This is a genomic window from Shewanella sp. SM68 (assembly GCF_025653925.1).
Lineage (GTDB): Bacteria > Pseudomonadota > Gammaproteobacteria > Enterobacterales > Shewanellaceae > Shewanella > Shewanella oncorhynchi.
The window spans coordinates 24937-45843 of sequence record NZ_JAKKRU010000011.1; the positions used below are offsets into that span (position 1 = coordinate 24937).

Sequence of the window (20907 nt, forward strand, 5' to 3'; positions counted from 1 at the left end):
TGAACTTACATCTTGTAGCTCATTTGGATACCCGCAAGCCATACATCGCCGCTTGCTTCGCCGTTAAAGTTAACAGTCGCTAGGTTCAATAGGTTTTGCTGTTCGTTGATTGGCGCATCGCCAGTCGCTTTAATATAAGTCACAGCAAAATCAACGTTCAGGTTCTTAGTTGCCTGATAACCTGCGCCGACAGAGAACCACAGACGGTCAGAGTCTGGAATTGTGGTTGTGCGCCACTCGTCATTTGCCGCCGTTTTATCTAAAGCAACACCCGCACGCACTAACCAGTCGTTATTCACTTGATAAGTCGTCCCTAGCGCGAAGCGCCAGTTATCTTCGAAGTGCTCTTCTTTAACTAAATCAGACTCTAAACCGCCCTTAGGTTTAACTTCACCAGGGAAATAAGCCACTAGTTGATCGAATACACTCCAATCGGTCCAGTTTACACTCGCATGCATGGCCCAGTTATCGGTCAATTGGTGATGGGAAGCTATCTCTGCAAAAGCGGGCAATTCAAGCGGTAAATAACCTTCAATGGACACATCTTGGCCGCCAGTGTACAGAACACCAGACGCATGGCCATCTAAGTCCAGTTGCACGCCGCTGTGATAAGCAAAACCTAAACGGTGAGCAGGATTAATTTGCCAGCTTGCACCTAACTGCCAGCCGTAACCCACATCATCACCCTTCATGCTTTTCAGCTCAGTGCCACCTGGAGGTAACACAGCCTGCACAGGAGCTGGCAGAGCAGGTTTGATACCATCGACCCAACCTGGTAATGAGGCACCGATTTCGCCTTCACCATAAACGATACGTACACCAGCACCGACGCTAACAGCATCATTGATGCGATAAGCGATGTTTGGATTAAATTCAACGGTCGTAACCGAAGTCTTGTTACCAAAAATAGCCGCTGCGTGGGTCGCGGGTAATTCAGTGGCTAGACCATAATTAGAGTTTACCGCTAGGCCCCAAGTCCATTGATCATTTAGCTGATTTGAATAATAAAAATTTGGCACAAGTGCGTCATCGGCCACATCCAGTGCATCGCCACCTTTCATAACAACAGGATTTGGACCAATTAACGGTGAGCTAAGGCTCACATCACCAGTCACATCGACGTTTGGCATAACGTAAATGCCACCCGCGGACAACTGACGTCCTTCTAAATAAGTGAGCATTGCAGGATTTCGACCTTGAGCCGAAGCGTTATCCGCCATAGCGGCTTCACCCGCAAAGGCGCGACCTAAACCTGTAGCAGAGTATTCCGCAAGTTGAAAACCCGCGGCATGGAGTTGAGTCGTTGAACTTAACAAGGCTGCAGTGACAGCCAAAGTCAGAAGACGTTTTTGCATTGTTATTCTCTAATCATATTATTGTTATCTGTACTACTTAGATGAGTACTGCGGCGTTCAGGCAAAATAGAGCAAACACTCCAGATTGAATGCGCAGCAGTTTACTTATGCAGAAGATGTTTGCAACCAAAGGAGATAAAACAGACAAAAACTCTAAAGAAATACAAATTTAAAACATATTTAGTGACACACATCACCATTCAAACAAAAGCCAACCTTTAAACAATCAAAAATCATTCACGACAGTCGTGAGATTTAAATTAAGAACCCAATAAATATCAATATTAAACAACAAGATAAAAAAATAAAACTTTGGAACACCTGTAAATCATTTAAACTCGACAAATTCAGCATAAATCACTGCAGAGAATAAAATTTTCTCGTACCAAAACGACAATAAAAATTTATTCTTTAAAATACAATCAATTAAATTAAGAGAGTATTGGGATTCAAAACAAAAACGCCTAGGTATTAACCTAGGCGCTTAAATATAGACTCAACACGAGTACAAATGTGCGCTGAAAGTTTAGCAGCGCCAACCTTGGATTTGAGTTTCGTACTGACTGATTTGCGCAGCATGGGACAAGGTCAGCCCAATAGCATCTAACCCATTGAGTAACTTATGTCTCGCCGACTCTGCCAGCGTAAAACTAAACTCAGCACCTGACGGTGCAATCACTTTACAGCTGGTGAGATCAACCGTGATTTGCGCGCCTTCTTCTGCGGCCACTTCATCCATCAACTGACGCACCTGCGCGTGGGTTAACGCCACAGGCAATAGGCCGTTATTGATTGAGTTGCCGTAAAAAATGTCGGCAAAACTCGGTGCAATAATGGCGCGCAAACCGAAGTCCGCCAGCGCCCAAGGCGCATGTTCGCGGCTTGAACCACAACCAAAGTTTTCCTGCGACAAAAGAATTGAAGCGCCTTTATAACGAGGCTGGTTCAATGAAAACTCAGGATTAGGCACATCGCCCGCATCATCTAAATAACGCCAGTCATGAAATAAGTGCACGCCAAAACCATCGCGCGTCACCTTAGACAAAAACTGTTTCGGAATGATCTGATCAGTATCGATATTGGTGCTGTCGATCATGACCGCAAGCCCGGTATGGGTCGTAAAAGGTTGCATTAACTTCTCCTCTTGGGTTTACGGTAATTAGTAAGGTTTACGAATATCGACAAAATGCCCAGCCACCGCAGCGGCGGCGGCCATCGCCGGGCTCACCAAATGGGTACGACTACCACGGCCTTGGCGACCTTCGAAATTACGATTACTGGTCGAAGCGCAGCGATCGCCCGCCTCTAATCTGTCATCGTTCATCGCTAAACACATGGAACAACCAGGTAAACGCCACTCAAACCCCGCTTCGATAAAGATTTTATCTAAGCCTTCGGCTTCGGCTTGGGCTTTCACTTGGCCAGAACCAGGTACTACAATCGCGGTGACGCCACTCGCGACTTTACGGCCTTTAGCATGCACGGCGGCGCTGCGTAAATCTTCAATCCGAGAATTAGTACAAGAACCGATAAATACTTTGTTGATACTGATGTCTGTCATAGGCGTACCCGCACTCAGGCCAATGTATTCTAAAGCCTTTTCCATGCTGGCACGGGTACTTAGATTGGCTTCATCAATAGGATTTGGCACTTTTCCATCGATCGCTACGACTTGGCCAGGGTTAGTGCCCCAAGTCAATTGTGGCGCAATATCGGCGGCATCTAACTCAACGACAGCATCAAACACGGCGCCGTCATCGGTTTTAATGGCTTGCCAGTAAGCGACAGCCTCAGTCCAATCTTCGCCCTTTGGCGCAAATTCACGGCCTGCTAAATAATCGAAAGTGGTTTGATCCGGCGCGACCATGCCCGCCTTAGCGCCCATCTCAATTGCCATGTTGCACACTGTCATTCGGCCTTCCATCGACAGGGCTTCAATCGCCTCGCCGCAGAACTCCACCACGTAGCCCGTACCACCATCCATACCGATTTTGCCAATGATCGCCAGCACTATATCTTTGGCGGTCACGCCATCGGTGACATGACCACGCACTTCAATCTTCATGGTTTTCGCTTTTAGCTGACGCAGGGTTTGGGTTGCTAACACGTGCTCAACTTCCGATGTGCCAATGCCAAACGCCAATGCGCCAAAGGCGCCATGGGTCGCAGTATGGGAATCACCACAGACAATCACAGTACCGGGCAAGGTAATACCCAACTCAGGGCCCATCACATGCACAATCCCTTGATTAGGATGATGAATGTCGTATAAACGCACGCCAAAGTCTTTACAGTTTTGCGCTAGGGTTTCAACCTGAGTGCGTGCCATCGGGCTTAGCGCATCCAAGCTGGCGCTACGGGTCGAAGTGTTGTGATCCATAGTGGCAAAGGTTTTTTCCGGTGCACGCAGTTTGCGGCCCGCCACTTTTAAGCCACTGAATGCTTGGGGAGAAGTCACTTCATGGACTAAATGTCTGTCGACATAAATGATCGGCGCTTCACCTTCAGGAGTCGCTACAACGTGGGCATCCCATACTTTTTGATACAGCGTTTTTGCCACCGCGTTTTTTGGCACAGTCGTCATTACACACCTTCCTTTATAGCATTGGCGATAAAGTCACCCATCTCGGCGGTTGATTTAGCTTGGCTACGCTTGTCGCTGCTCAATAGCTCACCGGTTAAGTAGCCAGAATTTAATGCTTTGCTGACGGCACGCTCAATCGCACACGCAGCTTCTTCTTGCTTTAAACTGTGGCGCAGCATTAATGCCGCCGACAGAATTTGGGCGATAGGGTTTGCAATGCCTTTACCCGCGATATCCGGCGCACTGCCACCCGCTGGTTCAAATAAACCAAAGCCAGTGCTGTTCATGCTCGCCGATGACAACAAGCCCATAGAGCCCGTTAACATGGCAATTTCGTCGGATAAAATATCGCCGAACAGGTTAGAACATAGCATCACATCGAACTCATCGGGACGACGTAGCAACTGCATGGTCGCATTATCGATATAGATGTGTTCAAGCTCGACATCGGGGAAATCTACCGCGACTTCTTCAACCACTTGGCGCCATAAGACTGAACAAGCCAGTACGTTGGCTTTATCCACTGAGGTCACTTTTTTACGGCGACCACGGGCGGCTTCAAAGGCGATACGGGCGATACGGCTAATTTCGCGGCGGCTATAACGCATGGTATCGAAGGCTTCTTCATTTTCGCCTTCGCCTTGACGGCCCTTCGGCTTACCAAAATAAATGCCGCCGGTTAACTCGCGCACACATAAAACATCAAAGCCACGGGCGGAAATATCGCTACGCAGCGGTGACATATGTTCTAAGCCATCATGCAATTTAGCTGGGCGCAGATTACAAAACAGTTCGAAGTGACCACGCAGTGGCAATAGCGCGCCGCGCTCAGGTTGCTCATTTGGCGGTAACTTTTCCCACTTAGGACCTCCTACCGAGCCAAATAGGATCGCATCAGCCGCTTCACAGCCCTTTAGTGTGGCATCGGGTAAGGGACAACCGTGGTTATCAATGGCAATACCGCCAACATCGTATTCAGTGTATTCGATATTCAAATCGAAACGCGCTTCAACCTCACGCAGCACTTTACGCGCCTCTGCCATCACTTCAGGACCGATCCCATCCCCTGCTAATACTGCTATTTGATAACTCATACGCCAGCCAACTCCTTTAAATGTGAATGCTTTATGCTCGACCTTGCTATTCTTTGGATGCTTTTAGCGACTAGACGCCGCCTAGCTCTCGATTTTTTTGCATGCTTTGTTTGTAATCGGCAACCTTGTCTGCGCGGCACGTTAAGTTCATCACATGCACTAAAGCGCGCGCTGAGGCTTCAACCACATCGGTCGCTAAACCTACGCCGTGAAAGTTCTGCTCGTGGTAAACCGCGGTAATGTCGACTTGGCCTAAGGCATTTTGACCTACGCCCTTAGCGCCTAGCTTGTAGCTGATAATGTCGATTCGGCGATCGGTTGCGCGGGCAATCGCGTTATAGGCGGCATCGACGGGACCATTACCCGTTGCGGCTTCGGTTTTAATTTCGCCGCCCACTTCGATACGCACAGTCGCCGTAGCTACGCCTTCAGTTGAGTCAGACTGCACCACTAATTGCTGCAATTGATAGTGATTGTCTTCTTCGGCCTGCGCTTCCATAAAGGCTAAGGCTTCTAAATCATAATCAAATACTTGGCCTTTTTTATCTGCCAATTTTAGAAACTCTTCATACAGAGTATCCATATTGTAATCGTGCTCGCTATAGCCCATTTCTTCCATGCGATGCTTGATCACATGGCGACCCGAGCGCGAGGTCATATTCAAGTTGTTGCGATTCAAACCTATGCTTTCTGGCGTCATGATTTCATAGGTATTTTGTGCTTTTAACATGCCATCCTGATGGATACCCGACGAATGGGTAAAGGCATTGGCACCGACAATCGCCTTGTTCGCCTGCACTGGCATATTGCATAACTGGCTGACTAAATTAGAAGTACGATGAATTTCCTTGGCATTAATGCCCGTTTCTAATCCCAACATCCCCTTACGCGTCGCTAAAATCATCGCGATCTCTTCCAGTGAACAGTTACCCGCACGCTCACCTATGCCATTGATCGTACATTCAATTTGACGCGCACCGTGTTGCACTGCGGTAATCGAGTTAGCCACAGATAAACCTAAGTCATCGTGGCAATGCACTGAGATCACCGCTTGGTCGATATTCGGCACCCGATTAAACAAAGTCTGAATGATATTGCCAAACTCGCTTGGTACTGTGTAACCGACCGTATCGGGAATATTAATGGTGCGTGCGCCCGCACGAATGGCGGCTTCTACCATACGACATAGATTATCGATGGGCGTACGCCCCGCATCCTCACAGGAAAACTCCACATCGTCGGTAAAACGGCGGGCATACTTCACCGCGCCTACGGCCATCTCTAACACTTGGTCGAAAGAACGCTTCAACTTGCTCTCAACGTGAATCGTTGAGGTCGAGATAAACGTATGGATACGGAATTGATCTGCGACAGACAAGGCCTGCGCCGCGGCATCGATGTCCTTTTCCAATGCGCGGGATAACGCACAAACGCGGCTATTTTTAATGGTACGCGCTATGGTCTGCACTGACTCAAAATCACCGGGTGAAGAAACCGGAAAACCCACTTCCATCACATCCACACCGAGACGTTCCAGCGCCATAGCGATCTGTAGTTTTTCTTTGACCGACAAACTTGCGGCTAACGCCTGCTCACCATCACGCAAGGTAGTATCAAATATTATGACTCTGTTAGACATCTCGCTTCTCCATGGAACGTCACCGTTCGTTAGTTAATTTTTGCCGTATTCAGATACAAAAAACCCCGCAACATTTGTGCGGGGTTTGTGAATGCTTTGCCTCTTTATCGAGCGTGCAACACTAAGACCTCCGCGTATAAACCGCGAGAGAGAGAAGGAGGAGGTCGAGTTTGCGGCTAATAATATTCATTTAATCTGTATATTTATTCTGTTTGAATTATTGAGGACGGTTAATATTTAACTTGCCTAGCCGATAGTGTCAACCCTAATTTTTTCATGTTCCACTCATTCAACCTGTCTTAAGGCTAATAACGGTGAGTTTCATCCCCAAATTAGTGATCGATTCCACAGAATTAACCAGCTGTTTGGATTCAGAAATCACTGGGATGTGTTAACTTATTCCCCTTAGAAAAAATAGTTTTTTATGCAAAAAACGATTAAGAAAAGTTATAATCCCGCCTTAGTGATTAGGGATATTAGAACTTACGCATTTTATATGGAGCACAAAATGGATTTTCGCGTCTTGGTACTGAGCCTGTTGTTATGGCTGTTTCCCTTTGGGGCGAGTGCTATAGACCAATTAGATGAACTCACTGAACTCGTCTACCAATATCCCAGTAAAGCACTCACTCAAATAACAGCGTTAGAAAAACAATTTGCGACCAGTGCAAGCTCAGATATCAATCGACTCAGATTAAGTGTATTGAAATGCCAAAACCTACTACAAATAGGGGAAAATGAAGCCGCTATCAACGTCGCTCAATTAGGCGAAGCAAACGCTAAACAACTTAAGCTAGATCAAGTACGACCTTACTTTTTGATCTGCCAAGCCGACGCCAACCTTAGCTATAACAATGTTCAAAATGCCCTACCTTTGCTTGATTCAGCCATTAACCTAGCGCGACGTTACCAGCAACCACAAGCCTTAGTCGATGCTTTACGCTTACGTGGCCAACTCGATACTGACACTGATAACTTCTCCTCTGCTATCGAAGATTTACGCCTCGCGATTGATATTTATCCGGATATTCATGCTCAAACCCAAAATTGGATTTGGCCACCACAGGCCTATGTGTATGCCGCGATGGGAAATTTACTTTATGCCACCCATGATTTCCCCCAAGCCATGTATTACACCAACTTAGGTATACAAAGTGCCGATGCAAAAGGGAAAGTTTTACACTTTATTTTACGCAATGCAGCTCGGATAGCGCTTGATAATCAAGAGTTTGATTACAGTGATAAACTCGAACAACAAGCTAAAGCGCTTTTACCTGAGCTCGGTTCGCCACTTGAACTCGCCTACAGTTATGCCATTTTGGCCTCAATCGCGCTCGATAAAGGCCGCATCGATAATGCCGAAGAATATCTTTCTATCGCGATTAATACGTTTAAAAAACAAAATCAACAATTAGCGACAATGCGTTCAACTCGCCTACTCGCCCAAATTCGTTTTGCTCAGCATCAAGAAGATGCCGCTTTAATCCTCATGAATCACGCTATTGAGCAAGCTGAAAACCTAAAACAATACTCAGATCTTAAAGGGTTTTACGGGATCATGAGCGATCACTACTTAGAAAAAGGGGATTTTAAACAAGCCTATTCTTTCTTGCTCAAACGTTATCGAGCGGCCGAGCTCACCAATCAAGCGATGAATAATGCTCGGATATTGCAGTTTAAGGCCCGTCTAAATCAACAAGATCTGCAGCAGGAGCCAAATAGCACTGCACCAGAAAAAGATTCAATCTTACAAGAGCTAAATGTCGATTGGGCCTATAGCACACTGTTCTTAATCGCGATGGCATTATTGGGCGGAGCTATTTGGTATTTGATTGATAAACAGAATAATCGTGCCCCACATCTTGAAGGTAATGAACCTGCGGAAACGCTGCTCCAACAAGTCACATCAGCATTAAACAGTGCCAAACAAGGTAATTACCCACTGTCTTTATTATTGTTTAATGCGAGTCAGATCCGTCAAGTTGACCTACCTCTCTTACAGGATGAGCTACAACACAGACTACGGGAGCAAGATAAGTTAATCCGATATTCTATGGATGAAATTGTCATTATCCTGCCGCATACCTCGGCAACTGGTGCTAAAAGAGTCGTTAGTCAGTTAGTTGCTTGCATTCAGCCTTGGCAGGGTTCAAGTAAGGTCAATATTGGTATAGCGGCGATGCAACAGTTTGATACCTTAGAGTCTTTAATTAAGCGAGCCAGTATCAATCAATTGGGCAAGGTTAAAGTCAATGAGAATAATCCAAACTATTATTCTCCCGCTAAATAAGCCGCGATTTCATCGAGAAAAGCGTCACCGAAACGGCTCAGTTTACGCTCGCCCACTCCGTTGACTGCGAGCATTTCCCCCGCGCTCGTTGGCATCATGGCTGCCATTTCTGCGAGGGTAGCGTCGTTAAAGACTAAATACGGCGGCACATCCTGCTGCTCGGCAATGGTTCTACGCAATAACTTCAACCGTGCGAACAACTTACGGTCATAATTCAACGGTGCTTTAGACTGACTCGCCTTACGTTTTGTGGTTGTTAACTGAATACGCGGTTCAGCAAGCATTAGCGCCACTTCCCCTTTGAGCACAGGCCGTGCCGATGGGTTTAAGGTAATAGATGAACCGCGAGTCACATCTTGACTCGCCAGTCCCAAGTGGATCAATTGACGGATCACACTCAGCCAATACTCATGGCTCTTGTCTTTACCAATCCCCCAAGTCGTGAGTTTGTCATGCCCTCGATCGACTATCGGTGCGCCTTTCGAACCGCGCAACACTTCAATTAAATGATTGATACCAAAACGCTGGCCTAAACGGAAAATACATGACAACACCTTCTGCGCATCTTCGGTGCCGTTATAACGCTTAGGCGGGTCGAGGCAAATGTCGCAGTTACCACAGGGCTCTAATGCACTCTCATCGAAGTAATGCAGCAACACTTGGCGGCGACAGGTCTGCGCCTCAGCAAAGGCGGCCATAGTATTAAGTTTGTGGAATTCGACCTGTTGCTGCGGCCCTGGCTCGGACTGTTCAATCAAATGTCGCACCCGACCAATATCGGCGGGATCGAACAACATAAAAGCTTCTGCATCGAGCCCATCACGTCCTGCTCGGCCCGTTTCCTGATAATAGGCTTCGATACTTTTAGGGATATCGTAATGCACCACAAAGCGCACATTCGATTTATTGATCCCCATACCGAAAGCCACAGTGGCGACAACAATATCGATTTGATCCTTAAGGAAACTGTCCTGCACGGCACCACGATCTTCCTGCGTCATTCCCGCATGATAGGCCTTAGCATTAAAACCTTGCAGACATAAACGATCGGCAACCTCGTCGACACGGCGGCGACTGCTACAGTAAATAATCCCGTTAGTGCCATTTTGCTGGGTTAAAAAATGCCGTAACTGATTCGCAGCATTGAGCTTTTCCGCCACTGTGTAGCGAATATTGGGCCGATCGAAACTCGAAAGTAAACGGAACGGGTCAATCCCAAGTCGCTCGCAAATACTCTGCCGAGTCGCCTGATCCGCCGTTGCCGTCAGCGCCATCATGGGCACATAGGGGAAGAGTTGTTTTAGCTGGCCAAGCGCCGCATATTCAGGGCGAAAATCATGGCCCCACTGACTGATACAGTGCGCCTCATCGATGGCAAACATCGCCAACTGCAACGACTGCATACGCTCAATAAAATCAGCGGTTAATAAGCGCTCAGGTGACACATAAAGTAGTTTTAACTCACCGTGGCGCAGCTGCCTTAATACTTCGGCGCTCTGCTCTCGCGGCAATGAAGAATTGAGATAAGCCGCTGCAACACCGGTTTGCAACAAGCTATCGACTTGATCTTTCATCAAAGAAATCAATGGAGATACGACAATAGTGATGCCATTCATCAGCAACGCGGGGAGTTGATAGCAAAGACTCTTACCGCCGCCCGTTGGCATGATCACTAAGCAATCTTGCCCGCCACAGACACGTTCTATCACCTCCCGCTGACCGTCCCTAAAGTCACGGTAACCAAACACCTGTGCGAGGCGTTGCGAGAGCGGATCATCATGCGTGTCGAGTACGAGCTTTTCCATGGATCTTCTATGTCAAAAGTGAGGGGGCCTATTCTATACCCAAACTAGTTCAAAATGCAGGATTCAACGGTAATTTAAAGCGTTTTAGACGAGGCCATTCACCACGATTGCAGCTATTTTAACCCTAGTGGGCTAAGCCAAAAATAACGAACGCGGGGTAAAATACTTTAAAAACTGCCGAAACTGTGTCGTCATTTTAGCGACGGAGTTGCATTAGCCGTAAGCTTCACTGTAGATTAATTGCTCTAAGCCGCACTTTGTTTATCTCAGTGTTGATAACAAATCCAATTACGCCTAATACCGTCACTCAGTGACAAGGACCCCAAAATGACCAGCCCAATCCAAGCCGAAGCTTTGAGAAGAGTCGCAGCAGTATTTGATCAACATGTCCCTTTCCATAATCTACTCGGACTCGATATCAAGCGTTATGACATTGATGGCGTCGAAGTCGTGATCAACATGAAGCCTGAGCTGATTGGCAATATCCACCAGCAAATCCTCCACGGCGGTGTGACAGCAACGGTACTCGATGTGGTTGGCGGACTCACGGCCTTTGCAGGACTGGTCGCCAGTCGTGATGATTGGACGGTCGAAGAGCTGCAGCAACGCCTGCAAACCCTAGGGACAATTGATATGCGCGTCGATTATCTGCGGCCGGGACGCGGCCTCACCTTTACGGGCACGGGCAGCGTCATTCGTGCGGGTAATCGAGTTTCAGTATGCCGCATGGAACTACATAATGAGCAAGGCACCCATATCGCTTTTGGAACAGGGACTTATATGGTGGGTTAGGCGGTTAAATTTAGATGTGTATTACTGCCTTAGGGCTCAAAATTGACTAAGGTAAACGTCTTGATCAACAGGATGTTTACTCACTTTAATCGCCCATTCAATCTATTGCGGAGATATTCTGTAACGAAAAGAACACGGCGATACCCTTGAGTCAGCGGTCAGACACACCTACAATCGCCACCTTGTTGTTCTTCGAAGATGTCTCATGCCAAATCTTGAATACCGCAAAGGGATCCTACTTGCCGTCAGTGCTTACTGTATGTGGGGTTTTGCGCCTTTATATTTCAAATTACTCAACCATGTTTCCGCCACCGAAATTTTGCTCCATCGAGTGATTTGGTCATTCGTGTTTATGCTGATCATTATGCAGTTTATCGGCGGTTTTTCTCGCTTACGCTTACTGTTTAAACAGCCTAAACAGTTGATGGTTCTCACCATTACTTCCATATTGATCGCGGGAAACTGGCTACTATTTATCTGGGCGGTAAATAACGATCACATGCTCGATGCCAGCCTAGGTTACTTCATCAATCCTTTACTCAACGTTTTACTCGGTATGTTATTTCTAGGCGAAAGGTTGCGTAAACTGCAATGGTTTGCGGTTTCACTCGCCAGCGCTGGCGTATTGATCCAGTTAATCTCTTTTGGCTCGATTCCCATCGTCTCACTGGCACTCGCGGGCACCTTTGGTTTCTATGCACTGCTGCGAAAAAAGGTCAATGTGGATGCTAAGGCCGGATTATTGGTCGAAACCGCAGTGTTATTACCGGTAGCGCTGATTTATCTCGTCGCAACCTTAGACACTGCCACGGCGAGCATGCTGACTAACGATTGGCAATTGAATCTGATGTTAATGGCGGCTGGGATAGTGACTACCATTCCTTTGCTGTGTTTTGCAGGGGCAGCGGTACGTATTCCATTGTCTATGCTCGGCTTTTTCCAATATATTGGCCCGAGTATTATGTTCATCCTCGCGGTGAGTCTGTTCAATGAGCCCTTCGATGCCGAAAAAGGCGTGACCTTCGGCTTTATCTGGAGCGCGCTGCTCGTCTTTACCTTAGATATGGCCTATAAACGCAAAACGGCGTAAACATTATCACGCCGATAAACACAGTGGCAGAAGTGATGACATATGATGATTACTTCTGTAACTGTGCTAAAAACTCACTCCCTTGCGGTACTGTAAGTAATAAACTGTAGCCTTTAGTCGTTGGCACTAACACTAACTGCGATTTATCTGTTATCACCAAAAATGCCCTGCCTTTCCCTTGTAGATTAAACCAGCCCAATTGAAATCCTGGCATGCCTATACCGTTGGTTTTAAAGCTCGGCGTTAAATCTGCCTCTTGTTGCAAATCGACTATGCGTGCCTCGGCGGGCAATAAATCCGCGCGGGATAACTGCACTTTATAGAAGGGAACATCAACTGTGAGCTCTGTATCGGTTAACACTAATTCGGCACGATTCGATTGATAGAAGACCCAAGAAAATCCGCCCATCATCACCAGCAATATACCTAAACTCGCTGACTTCGCTATCTTAGGCATATTTTTTAGCCATAACATCAGCAAGATACCCGCTAAACCGAGCAATAAGACGATAAAGCTGAAGATAGAGGTTTGGGTTAAAGGGGCGAGTTCAAAAAATTGAGGACTCATTGGCAGTATCTCCCGTGCAGTGAAGTCTTAATCTGCCAACAAAGACATATTATGTCAATAAAAATGCCAGCGCTAATATGAGTACTAGGCTGGCATTGATTGGATTGATTTAGAACGGCTTAAAGATCGAGCGCGAGAATTTTTGAGCGGCGTTGATAGTTATACAACTGCTTTTTCTTCTGCGGCAATGCTTCAACATCTTCAATCACAAAACCATGCTCTAAGAACCAGTGAATGCTCCGAGTTGTCAATGCAAACAAGCGTGAATAACCACGGTTTCTAGCCTGATTGATAATGTTCTTCAGCAGTAAGCTCCCTCTGTCGGCATCGCGATAATCGGGATGCACCACTAAACAAGCAAACTCACCCGCATTGTCCTCTTCAAAAGGATAGAGCGCAGCGCAACCAATCACTAAACCATCACGTTCAATCAACATGAACTGTTCGATTTCAATCTCAAGCTGCTCACGACTACGACGCACCAGAATGCCTTGTTCCTCCAATGGACGGATAAGGTTCAACACACCGCCAATATCGGCGATTGACGCACAGCGTAAACGCTCAGCACTCTCAGTGACGATTTGTGTACCAATCCCTTCGCGGGAAAACAGTTCCTGCAACAAGGCGCCATCTTCGAGGTAGCTGACTAAGTGACAACGTGGCACACCATTGCGGCAAGCATCGATACTGGCTTTGAGAAACGCCATAGTACCAACACAAGCAGAACCTTGCTCGGCCAGCTTGTTCATGATGTTTTGCGCATCATTTGGCATCAACTCGGCAATCACATCGCCATTTCGATCGAGAATACCGTTCTGTGAGCTAAAGCCGATCATCTTGTCTGCTTTGAGCTTAATCGCCACTTGAGTCGCGATTTCCTCGGCGGTGAGATTAAAACTTTCACCAGTAACCGAAGCCGCAATCGGCCCCATCAATACGATACAGTGATTATCTAACTGACGTTTTAAGCCTTGCACATCAATACGACGCACTTTGCCACTCAGACAAAAGTCCACACCATTATCCACACCCAGTGGTTGAGCAATCACAAAGTTGCCGCTCACTAAGTTAATTTGCGCACCTTGCATCGGCGTATTACTTAAACTCATGGATAAACGCGCTGTGATATCAAATTGCAGTGCACCCGCAACTTGCTTAATCACTTTGAGCGAATCTTCATCCGTGATACGCACACCGTCGTGGTAGGCAGGCGCAATACCGTTGGCGGCTAATGCAGCATCAATCTGCGGCCTAGCGCCATATACCAACACCACTTTGATCCCTAAACTGTGCAGCAGGGCGACATCATTTAAGATGGCGCGGAATTGATTTTGAGCCAAAGCTTCACCGCCAAGCATGACCACAAAAGTTTTACCTCTGTGAGCATTAACATAGGGGGCAGAGTGACGAAATCCATCAACCAGTTCAGTGGTACGCACGCGTTATTTACACCTCATTTTTGAGCTGGCAGCGTCACTATGACATGCCAGGAATGAATCGATAACTTTCGCGTATGGTATTGCATTTTAATTCACATATAAAGAATTTATTCTCACTAAAGTGCAGCTTTAATGATTTAAAGTGCTTAGAACTGCACTATTTTATATTTTCAGCAAGTGTTCACACTTTTTTAACTTCACAGGGGATGATTCAGCGGCTTAAGTTTGCGAGGCAATTATCTCAACTTGATGACTAGCCACTAAAAAAATGCAAAAAAAAGCCCCTTAAATAAGGGGCTTTTCTCGAAACACTAACCAAGGATTACTTGATTTTGGCTTCTTTGTAGATAACGTGCTGACGAATAACTGGATCAAATTTTTTGATTTCCATTTTTTCAGGCATGTTACGCTTGTTTTTTTCAGTTGTGTAGAAGTGACCAGTCTTAGCTGTAGAAACTAATTTGATCTTCTCACGATTACCTTTAGCTTTAGCCATGATCTATTATACCTTCTCGCCACGGGCACGAAGTTCAGCAACAACAACTTCGATACCTTTTTTGTCGATCAGACGGATACCTTTAGTAGATACACGTAACTGTACGAAACGCTTTTCTTCTTCTAACCAAAAACGGTGGTTTTGTAGGTTAGGTAAAAAACGACGACGGGTCGCGTTTTTTGCATGCGAACGGTTGTTACCAACCATCGGCTTCTTGCCAGTAACTTGGCATACTCTTGACATGTCAATCTTCTCCAAAAACAATTTTAACGCTCGAGCATTAATGTGCCTCGTATGGCCGTCGCCCGAGGCACAAAGAGGGCGCATTTTATACACGATCACAGAGTGAAGATCAAGTGTTAGATTAATTAATCCAGCCTCGTTCTGCAAAAGAAACTATCTCTCGATCACCTACAACCATATGGTCCAACAAGGATACGTCTATGGTTGCTAACGCATTTTTTAATCGCTCAGTTATTCGTCGGTCAGCCTGACTGGGCTCGGCAATACCAGACGGATGATTATGACAAACTATAACTGCTGCGGCCTTTTTCTCCAGCACTAAGCTCACCACTTCACGTGGATACACTGAGGCTGAGTCTATTGTGCCGCGGAATAATTCGACAAATTGAATCACTCTATGCTGGCTATCCAGCAGTAAAACTGCGAACACTTCATAGGAGCGATCGGCCAATTGTCGCATTAAATAGTCCCGAGTTAAATCGGGATTTGTCAAAACCTGACCTCTTTGCAGATTTTCCTGCGCTACACGCCGCGCTAATTCGGCCGCAGCTTGAAGCTGGGCGTATTTTACAGGTCCTACGCCCGGAAGTCGACACACCTGATTTCTTGGGGCACAGAGCAGGTTTCTGAGGCCGCCAAACTCGCAAATAAGCGACCTAGCAAGGTCAACCGCGTTTAATCCGGCTAAACCGTTACGCAGCAATACTGCCAGTAATTCAGCATCCGAGAGATGCGCAGCTCCTTTTTGTAACAGTTTATCTCTGGGACCTTCGCCCTCAGGCCAATCTTTAATCCCCATGTGACCTCCCTGTCATCTCACATATTTTCACTTTACTGAGTATGGACGAGATTTTTTGAACTGGGATAGTCACTAAAATTCACCACTTTGTGATATTGTTGCCGGCATTATTTCTATCTCGGATGATGTCTGTGAGTCTGACAAATAAAAACGTCCTGCTGGGCATTGGCGGCGGTATTGCGGCCTATAAAAGTGCTGATTTAGTACGCCGCTTGAAGGAGCGAGGCTTTGATGTGCGCGTGGTGATGAGCCAAAGTGCGATGGAATTTATCACGCCTCTGACGCTGCAAGCGTTGTCTGGACATCCAGTGGCATCTAGCTTGCTCGACCCCGCAGCAGAAGCAGCCATGGGTCATATAGAACTCGCTCGTTGGGCAGATCTCGTCATCATCGCCCCTGCAACCGCAAACCTATTGGCGCGGATTAATGCAGGCATGGCCGATGAGCTAATCACCACCACGTGTCTTGCCACTGAGGCACCTATCGCCCTGTGTCCGGCAATGAATCAGCAGATGTACCGTAATCTGGCTACACAAGCGAATTTAACTAGCCTCGCATCACGTGGTTTTACACTTTGGGGCCCCGCCAGTGGCAGTCAGGCCTGTGGTGAAGTCGGCCCTGGACGCATGCTCGAACCGCTAGAAATTGCCGAGCTAGCCAGTGATTTTTTTGCAACAAAAGAAGTCTCTGCGCAGCCTCTTGCAGGCCAGTCGGTGCTTATTACCGCCGGACCAACCCGTGAAGCAATTGATCCCGTCAGATACATTTCAAATCACAGTTCTGGAAAAATGGGCTTTGCACTGGCCAAAGCCGCGGCAGATATGGGGGCAACAGTCACCTTAGTCTCAGGCCCAGTAAATCTCAGCACCCCAGAAGGCGTGACACGCATTGATGTTGAATCGGCGCAAAATATGCTCGATGCTGTTATGGATAACGTTGATAAAAAAGATATTTTTATTGGCTGCGCCGCCGTTGCAGACTACCGCATTAGTGATATTGCTACCTGTAAGATCAAAAAATCGACCGAAGAAATGCAACTTGCGCTGGTGAGGAATCCTGATATCTTAGCCACGGTTGCGAGCTTACCTAACCGTCCTTTTGTGGTGGGATTTGCCGCCGAAACCCATGATGTAGAAGCCTATGCGCACGATAAGCTCAAACGTAAAAACTTGAACATGATCGCCGCAAACGACGTTTCCATTGCTGGCCTAGGCTTTAATGCCGATGCTAATGCCCTGCGTGTTTTCTGGCCGCACGGCAGTCAAGATTTGCCTGCTACTGACAAACTCACGTTGGCACGGCAATTACTTTCGTTGATAGTGAAAGAAAAAACAAATACATGAAAACACCGATTGAATTAAAAATTCTCGACTCCCGTATCGGCTCAGAATTTCCTTTGCCCGCTTACGCCACCGCAGGCAGTGCAGGCATGGATCTTCGCGCCATGATAGACACGGCTTTAACCATAGCACCGGGTGAAACAGTGCTCATTCCCACGGGGATTGCTATTCATGTGGCCGACCCAGGACTTGCTGCGGTGATTTTACCGCGCTCAGGCCTGGGCCATAAACACGGTATCGTACTGGGGAATCTAGTCGGACTCATAGATTCAGATTACCAAGGCCCCTTAATGGTATCTTGTTGGAATCGTGGTGACAGTCCATTCACCTTAGAAATGGGCGATCGTCTCGCGCAACTGGTGTTTGTTCCTGTGGTACAAGCACAATTCAAACTCGTTGATGAGTTCGACAGCTCAGACCGTGGTGAAGGCGGATTTGGCCATTCAGGCACTAAATAATCCCCTAAGTCGTTATTGAGCCAAGGATACTGCAATGGCTGTAAGCCCAAAAATTAATCGTCGTGAACACATTCTGCAATGTCTAGCGCAGATGCTAGAAACCAACCCAGGACAAAGGATCACCACAGCGAAACTGGCCTCAGAAGTCGGTGTATCGGAAGCCGCCCTGTATCGCCACTTCCCGAGTAAAGCGCGGATGTTCGAAGGCTTAATCGAATTTATCGAAGAGTCGTTATTGTCGCGCATCAATTTAATCATGGATGACGAAAAAGACACCATGAAGCGCTGCCAGTTGGTACTGCAACTGCTGCTGATCTTTGCCGAGCGTAACCCAGGAATTTCCCGCGTTCTCAACGGTGATGCTCTACTCGGTGAAAATGAACGCCTGCGAAGTCGTATTGGTAACTTATTTGCCAAAATTGAAACCCAGTTAAAGCAAATTTTACGGGAAAAAACCCTGCGAGAAGGTAAAGGCTTCAACTTAGACGAAGCCATATTAGCCAATTTACTGTTAGCCTTTGCCGAAGGCCGCATCGCCCAATTTGTACGAAGTGAATTCAAACTCAAACCGACGACACACTTCGATGAACAGTGGCGTTTTATCCAGCATCAACTTTTACAAAGCTAATGATTTTTCAACATAAAGGACGGTAACTATCGTCCTTTATGTTCGGTATTCCTTCCTTGTTTCGCCCCATCTTTTGTTTTATCCTCGAAAAACATTTTAAGAACAAAAAACACAATGATTTTACAAGGATGTCAGATGAAACTCTTCCGATTAGCCGCATTGGCGACACTTTGCTTACCAATACTTCCAATATCCACCTTTGCAGCCAATAGCTCCAACGCGAATGCGTTATCGCAAGCACAGTTATTCAGCAAAGGTGATGAGTACTCGGATGTAAAAATATCACCTACTGGTAAATATTTAAGCGCTATCACAAGTGTCGAAGGTAAAAACGTTCTCTTAGTCTTAGATACCCAAACCAAAAAACTCCTCAATGCGATACGTTTTCCCGATAATGCTCAAGTCGGCGACTATGAATGGGCCAACAGTGAGCGACTGGTACTGGCAAAAGAATACCTAAAAGGCTGGCAAGACACACCTATCTACTACGGTGAATTGATGGCGGTAAATGCCGATGGTTCACGAAAAGCGTATTTATTCGGCTTCGAGAGTGGCGAGCAACAAACAGGTTCAAATATCAAGAAAAATACCCCTATGCGGGCGAGCGCGTTTATCCTCGATCCTCTGCCAGATGATGAACGCTACATGTTAGTTAATGCTATTCCATGGAATGATAGGATCAATCTTGACTTTGAACTATCACAAGATGTCTATCGCGTAGACTTGTTCAATGGCACACGTAAACGCATCACAGGCTCACCTATCGGCAGAGCCCGTTTTATGACAGACCATGATGGAGAGGTTCGCTTCGTTGCAGGTGAAGACAATAAAAACATTACTAAAGTGTTCTACCGCAAAGACGGTAACTGGGTAAATACCGATAAACTAAATCTAGGTCTTGCTGATTTTAAACCACTCTCCTTTGCCGATGACAAAAATACGATTTATGCCGCCGGTCGATCCCAAGGTGAAACCTTAGGGGTTTACAAAATTAATCTCGAAACGGGCGATAAAACTGAAATCATTCAGGATGAAAACGTTGACCCTAGCAACTTTTGGATTAACGGCACCAATAAACAACTTTACGCCGTCGAGTTTGAAAATGGTTACCCAAGTTATGCCTTTGTCGATAATGAGGATTCGCACGCTAAATTGCTAAAAGATCTGCTTGGTGCTCTCCCCGGTCACCAAGTACGAATTGTTAGCGAAACCCGAGATGCAGCAAAACTCGTCGTACTTGCGTTTAACGATCGAAACCCTGGCGATTACTACATATTTGATACGAAAACACTAAAACTTGAATATCTAGCCGCCGCTAAAAAATGGCTCAACCCAGAGCAAATGGCTGATGTTAAACCCATCAGTTTCACCAGCCGTGATGGTAAACAACTCCATGGATATCTAACGCTCCCCTTTGGTAAAGAAGCTAAAAACCTACCCTTAGTCGTCAATCCACACGGTGGTCCACACGGTATCCGTGACTGGTGGGGCTTTGACCCACAAAACCAATATCTAGCAAGCCAAGGCATAGCCGTTCTACAGGTCAACTTCCGTGGTTCAGGCGGATATGGCGATCAATTTGAACGCGCTGGCTATCAAAAATGGGGCTCAGATATTCAGCATGACATTATCGACGCAACCCAGTACGTTATTGACCAAGGTTTTGCCGATAAGGAACGCATTTGTATCGTTGGCGGCAGTTTTGGTGGTTACAGCGCCTTGCAGAGCGCAGTGCTTGCGCCTGATATGTTTAAATGCGCCATAGGTGTAGCTGGCGTATATGATCTTGAATTGATGTTTAATGAAGGCGATGTCGCCAACAGCCGTTCTGGTACTAGCTATCTCAAGGATGTGCTTGGCCAAGATAAAGCGGTACTTAAAGCAATGTCTCCTTCTGAAAACGTCGATAAACTCAAAGCAAACATACTATTGGTGCATGGTGGTGAAGATGAGCGAGCGCCAATTGAACAACTCGAATCCCTCGAAAAAGGCCTAAAAGCTCACAATTATCCTTACCAAAAACTGGTGATGGACAATGAAGGCCACGGTTTTTATAACGATGAGCATAGAGCGAAATACTATGAACAAATGCTCAGTTTCCTAAAAACCAATCTGAAACTTTAGAATTGACTCAAACTTGCCGATACTACTAGGCTAAACTCGATTGGCAGTGGTAGATTTAAAGCCGATATCCGATAAGGACTATCGGCTTTTTCATGTGGCCTATGCGCGTTTTTCGGTATGAATTGTCTGCAATTCGCGCTATCCTCGTCCCCCTATTCTTGCC

18 protein-coding genes are annotated in these 20907 nt (G+C 46.5%); 7 read left to right on the forward strand and 11 right to left on the reverse strand.

Annotated elements, in window-relative coordinates; translation table 11 throughout:
* Positions 1-5: 5 nt before the first annotated feature.
* From L5M40_RS16935 to leuA, 5 genes are all read right to left on the reverse strand, one after another.
* Positions 6-1355 (reverse strand): outer membrane protein transport protein, encoded by a 1350-nt coding sequence (locus L5M40_RS16935; protein ID WP_219234674.1) that lies wholly within the window; start codon positions 1353-1355, stop codon positions 6-8.
* Between the two features lie 526 nt (positions 1356-1881).
* Positions 1882-2487, reverse strand: a complete 606-nt coding sequence (gene leuD / locus L5M40_RS16940) for a 3-isopropylmalate dehydratase small subunit (RefSeq protein ID WP_263176764.1) — start codon at positions 2485-2487, stop codon at positions 1882-1884.
* Between the two features lie 27 nt (positions 2488-2514).
* The gene (gene leuC, locus L5M40_RS16945) at positions 2515-3915 is read right to left on the reverse strand and encodes a 3-isopropylmalate dehydratase large subunit (RefSeq protein ID WP_263176791.1); all 1401 of its coding nucleotides are present in this window, start codon (positions 3913-3915) and stop codon (positions 2515-2517) included.
* Positions 3916-3938: 23 nt separating this feature from the next.
* Positions 3939-5033 carry a 3-isopropylmalate dehydrogenase gene (gene leuB, locus L5M40_RS16950; RefSeq protein ID WP_011787769.1) on the reverse strand — a complete coding sequence of 365 codons (1095 nt, stop codon included), beginning with the start codon at positions 5031-5033 and terminating at the stop codon, positions 3939-3941.
* A 70-nt stretch (positions 5034-5103) separates the two neighbouring features.
* A complete protein-coding gene (leuA, locus tag L5M40_RS16955; RefSeq protein WP_113941087.1) occupies positions 5104-6672 on the reverse strand; it encodes a 2-isopropylmalate synthase in 1569 nt (522 codons plus the stop codon).
* Between the two features lie 508 nt (positions 6673-7180).
* Between leuA and L5M40_RS16960 the strand changes: the two genes are divergently transcribed.
* Complete coding sequence (locus L5M40_RS16960) at positions 7181-8962, forward strand: diguanylate cyclase domain-containing protein (protein ID WP_263176765.1); 1782 nt, start codon at positions 7181-7183, stop codon at positions 8960-8962.
* Here L5M40_RS16960 and recQ read toward each other — a convergent pair.
* Positions 8944-10767 carry a DNA helicase RecQ gene (gene recQ, locus L5M40_RS16965; RefSeq protein ID WP_263176766.1) on the reverse strand — a complete coding sequence of 608 codons (1824 nt, stop codon included), beginning with the start codon at positions 10765-10767 and terminating at the stop codon, positions 8944-8946. The genes L5M40_RS16960 and recQ overlap by 19 nt on opposite strands.
* Positions 10768-11094: 327 nt before the next feature.
* Here recQ and L5M40_RS16970 point away from each other — a divergent pair, with 327 nt between their 5' ends.
* Positions 11095-11559: a thioesterase family protein gene (locus tag L5M40_RS16970; protein WP_006079875.1), complete on the forward strand. Its 465-nt coding sequence runs from the start codon at positions 11095-11097 to the stop codon at positions 11557-11559.
* 205 nt (positions 11560-11764) lie between these two features.
* Positions 11765-12649: an EamA family transporter RarD gene (rarD, locus tag L5M40_RS16975; RefSeq protein ID WP_198572571.1), complete on the forward strand. Its 885-nt coding sequence runs from the start codon at positions 11765-11767 to the stop codon at positions 12647-12649.
* Between the two features lie 49 nt (positions 12650-12698).
* Here the strand turns inward: rarD and L5M40_RS16980 are convergent, their stop codons facing one another.
* The 5 genes from L5M40_RS16980 to radC all read right to left on the reverse strand — a co-directional run bounded on the left by L5M40_RS16980 (position 12699) and on the right by radC (position 16194).
* Positions 12699-13217 (reverse strand): PH domain-containing protein, encoded by a 519-nt coding sequence (locus L5M40_RS16980; RefSeq protein WP_263176767.1) that lies wholly within the window; start codon positions 13215-13217, stop codon positions 12699-12701.
* A 119-nt stretch (positions 13218-13336) separates the two neighbouring features.
* Positions 13337-14656, reverse strand: a complete 1320-nt coding sequence (argA, locus tag L5M40_RS16985) for an amino-acid N-acetyltransferase (protein WP_105251176.1) — start codon at positions 14654-14656, stop codon at positions 13337-13339.
* A gap of 322 nt (positions 14657-14978) precedes the next feature.
* The gene (gene rpmG / locus L5M40_RS16990; RefSeq protein WP_006079871.1) at positions 14979-15152 is read right to left on the reverse strand and encodes a 50S ribosomal protein L33; all 174 of its coding nucleotides are present in this window, start codon (positions 15150-15152) and stop codon (positions 14979-14981) included.
* A 6-nt stretch (positions 15153-15158) separates the two neighbouring features.
* Entirely contained in the window at positions 15159-15395 is a 237-nt protein-coding gene (gene rpmB, locus L5M40_RS16995) for a 50S ribosomal protein L28 (protein ID WP_006079870.1), read from the reverse strand.
* A 121-nt stretch (positions 15396-15516) separates the two neighbouring features.
* On the reverse strand, positions 15517-16194 hold the full coding sequence (radC, locus tag L5M40_RS17000; protein WP_113941095.1) for a RadC family protein: 678 nt from the start codon (positions 16192-16194) through the stop codon (positions 15517-15519).
* Between the two features lie 122 nt (positions 16195-16316).
* Here radC and coaBC point away from each other — a divergent pair, with 122 nt between their 5' ends.
* The 4 genes from coaBC (at position 16317) to L5M40_RS17020 (ending at position 20744) form a co-directional block, all read left to right on the forward strand.
* Positions 16317-17537: a bifunctional phosphopantothenoylcysteine decarboxylase/phosphopantothenate--cysteine ligase CoaBC gene (gene coaBC, locus L5M40_RS17005; RefSeq protein ID WP_263176792.1), complete on the forward strand. Its 1221-nt coding sequence runs from the start codon at positions 16317-16319 to the stop codon at positions 17535-17537.
* Positions 17534-17992, forward strand: a complete 459-nt coding sequence (gene dut, locus L5M40_RS17010; RefSeq protein WP_105251173.1) for a dUTP diphosphatase — start codon at positions 17534-17536, stop codon at positions 17990-17992. Before coaBC ends, dut begins: the two co-directional genes overlap by 4 nt.
* Positions 17993-18026: 34 nt before the next feature.
* Positions 18027-18620 carry a nucleoid occlusion factor SlmA gene (gene slmA / locus L5M40_RS17015; protein ID WP_113941097.1) on the forward strand — a complete coding sequence of 198 codons (594 nt, stop codon included), beginning with the start codon at positions 18027-18029 and terminating at the stop codon, positions 18618-18620.
* 135 nt (positions 18621-18755) lie between these two features.
* The gene (locus L5M40_RS17020; protein ID WP_263176768.1) at positions 18756-20744 is read left to right on the forward strand and encodes an alpha/beta hydrolase family protein; all 1989 of its coding nucleotides are present in this window, start codon (positions 18756-18758) and stop codon (positions 20742-20744) included.
* Positions 20745-20907 lie beyond the last annotated feature (163 nt).

Coding starts and splice junctions, on each gene's coding strand:
- recQ (WP_263176766.1), bottom strand. CDS start 10,767: ATGGAAAAGCTCGTACTCGACACGCATGATGATCCGCTCTCGCAACGC.
- leuA (WP_113941087.1), bottom strand. CDS start 6,672: ATGTCTAACAGAGTCATAATATTTGATACTACCTTGCGTGATGGTGAG.
- slmA (WP_113941097.1), top strand. CDS start 18,027: ATGGCTGTAAGCCCAAAAATTAATCGTCGTGAACACATTCTGCAATGT.
- L5M40_RS16980 (WP_263176767.1), bottom strand. CDS start 13,217: ATGAGTCCTCAATTTTTTGAACTCGCCCCTTTAACCCAAACCTCTATC.
- coaBC (WP_263176792.1), top strand. CDS start 16,317: ATGATGTCTGTGAGTCTGACAAATAAAAACGTCCTGCTGGGCATTGGC.
- rpmG (WP_006079871.1), bottom strand. CDS start 15,152: ATGGCTAAAGCTAAAGGTAATCGTGAGAAGATCAAATTAGTTTCTACA.
- dut (WP_105251173.1), top strand. CDS start 17,534: ATGAAAACACCGATTGAATTAAAAATTCTCGACTCCCGTATCGGCTCA.
- leuD (WP_263176764.1), bottom strand. CDS start 2,487: ATGCAACCTTTTACGACCCATACCGGGCTTGCGGTCATGATCGACAGC.
- radC (WP_113941095.1), bottom strand. CDS start 16,194: ATGGGGATTAAAGATTGGCCTGAGGGCGAAGGTCCCAGAGATAAACTG.
- L5M40_RS17020 (WP_263176768.1), top strand. CDS start 18,756: ATGAAACTCTTCCGATTAGCCGCATTGGCGACACTTTGCTTACCAATA.
- leuB (WP_011787769.1), bottom strand. CDS start 5,033: ATGAGTTATCAAATAGCAGTATTAGCAGGGGATGGGATCGGTCCTGAA.
- L5M40_RS16935 (WP_219234674.1), bottom strand. CDS start 1,355: ATGCAAAAACGTCTTCTGACTTTGGCTGTCACTGCAGCCTTGTTAAGT.
- L5M40_RS16960 (WP_263176765.1), top strand. CDS start 7,181: ATGGATTTTCGCGTCTTGGTACTGAGCCTGTTGTTATGGCTGTTTCCC.
- rpmB (WP_006079870.1), bottom strand. CDS start 15,395: ATGTCAAGAGTATGCCAAGTTACTGGCAAGAAGCCGATGGTTGGTAAC.
- rarD (WP_198572571.1), top strand. CDS start 11,765: ATGCCAAATCTTGAATACCGCAAAGGGATCCTACTTGCCGTCAGTGCT.
- L5M40_RS16970 (WP_006079875.1), top strand. CDS start 11,095: ATGACCAGCCCAATCCAAGCCGAAGCTTTGAGAAGAGTCGCAGCAGTA.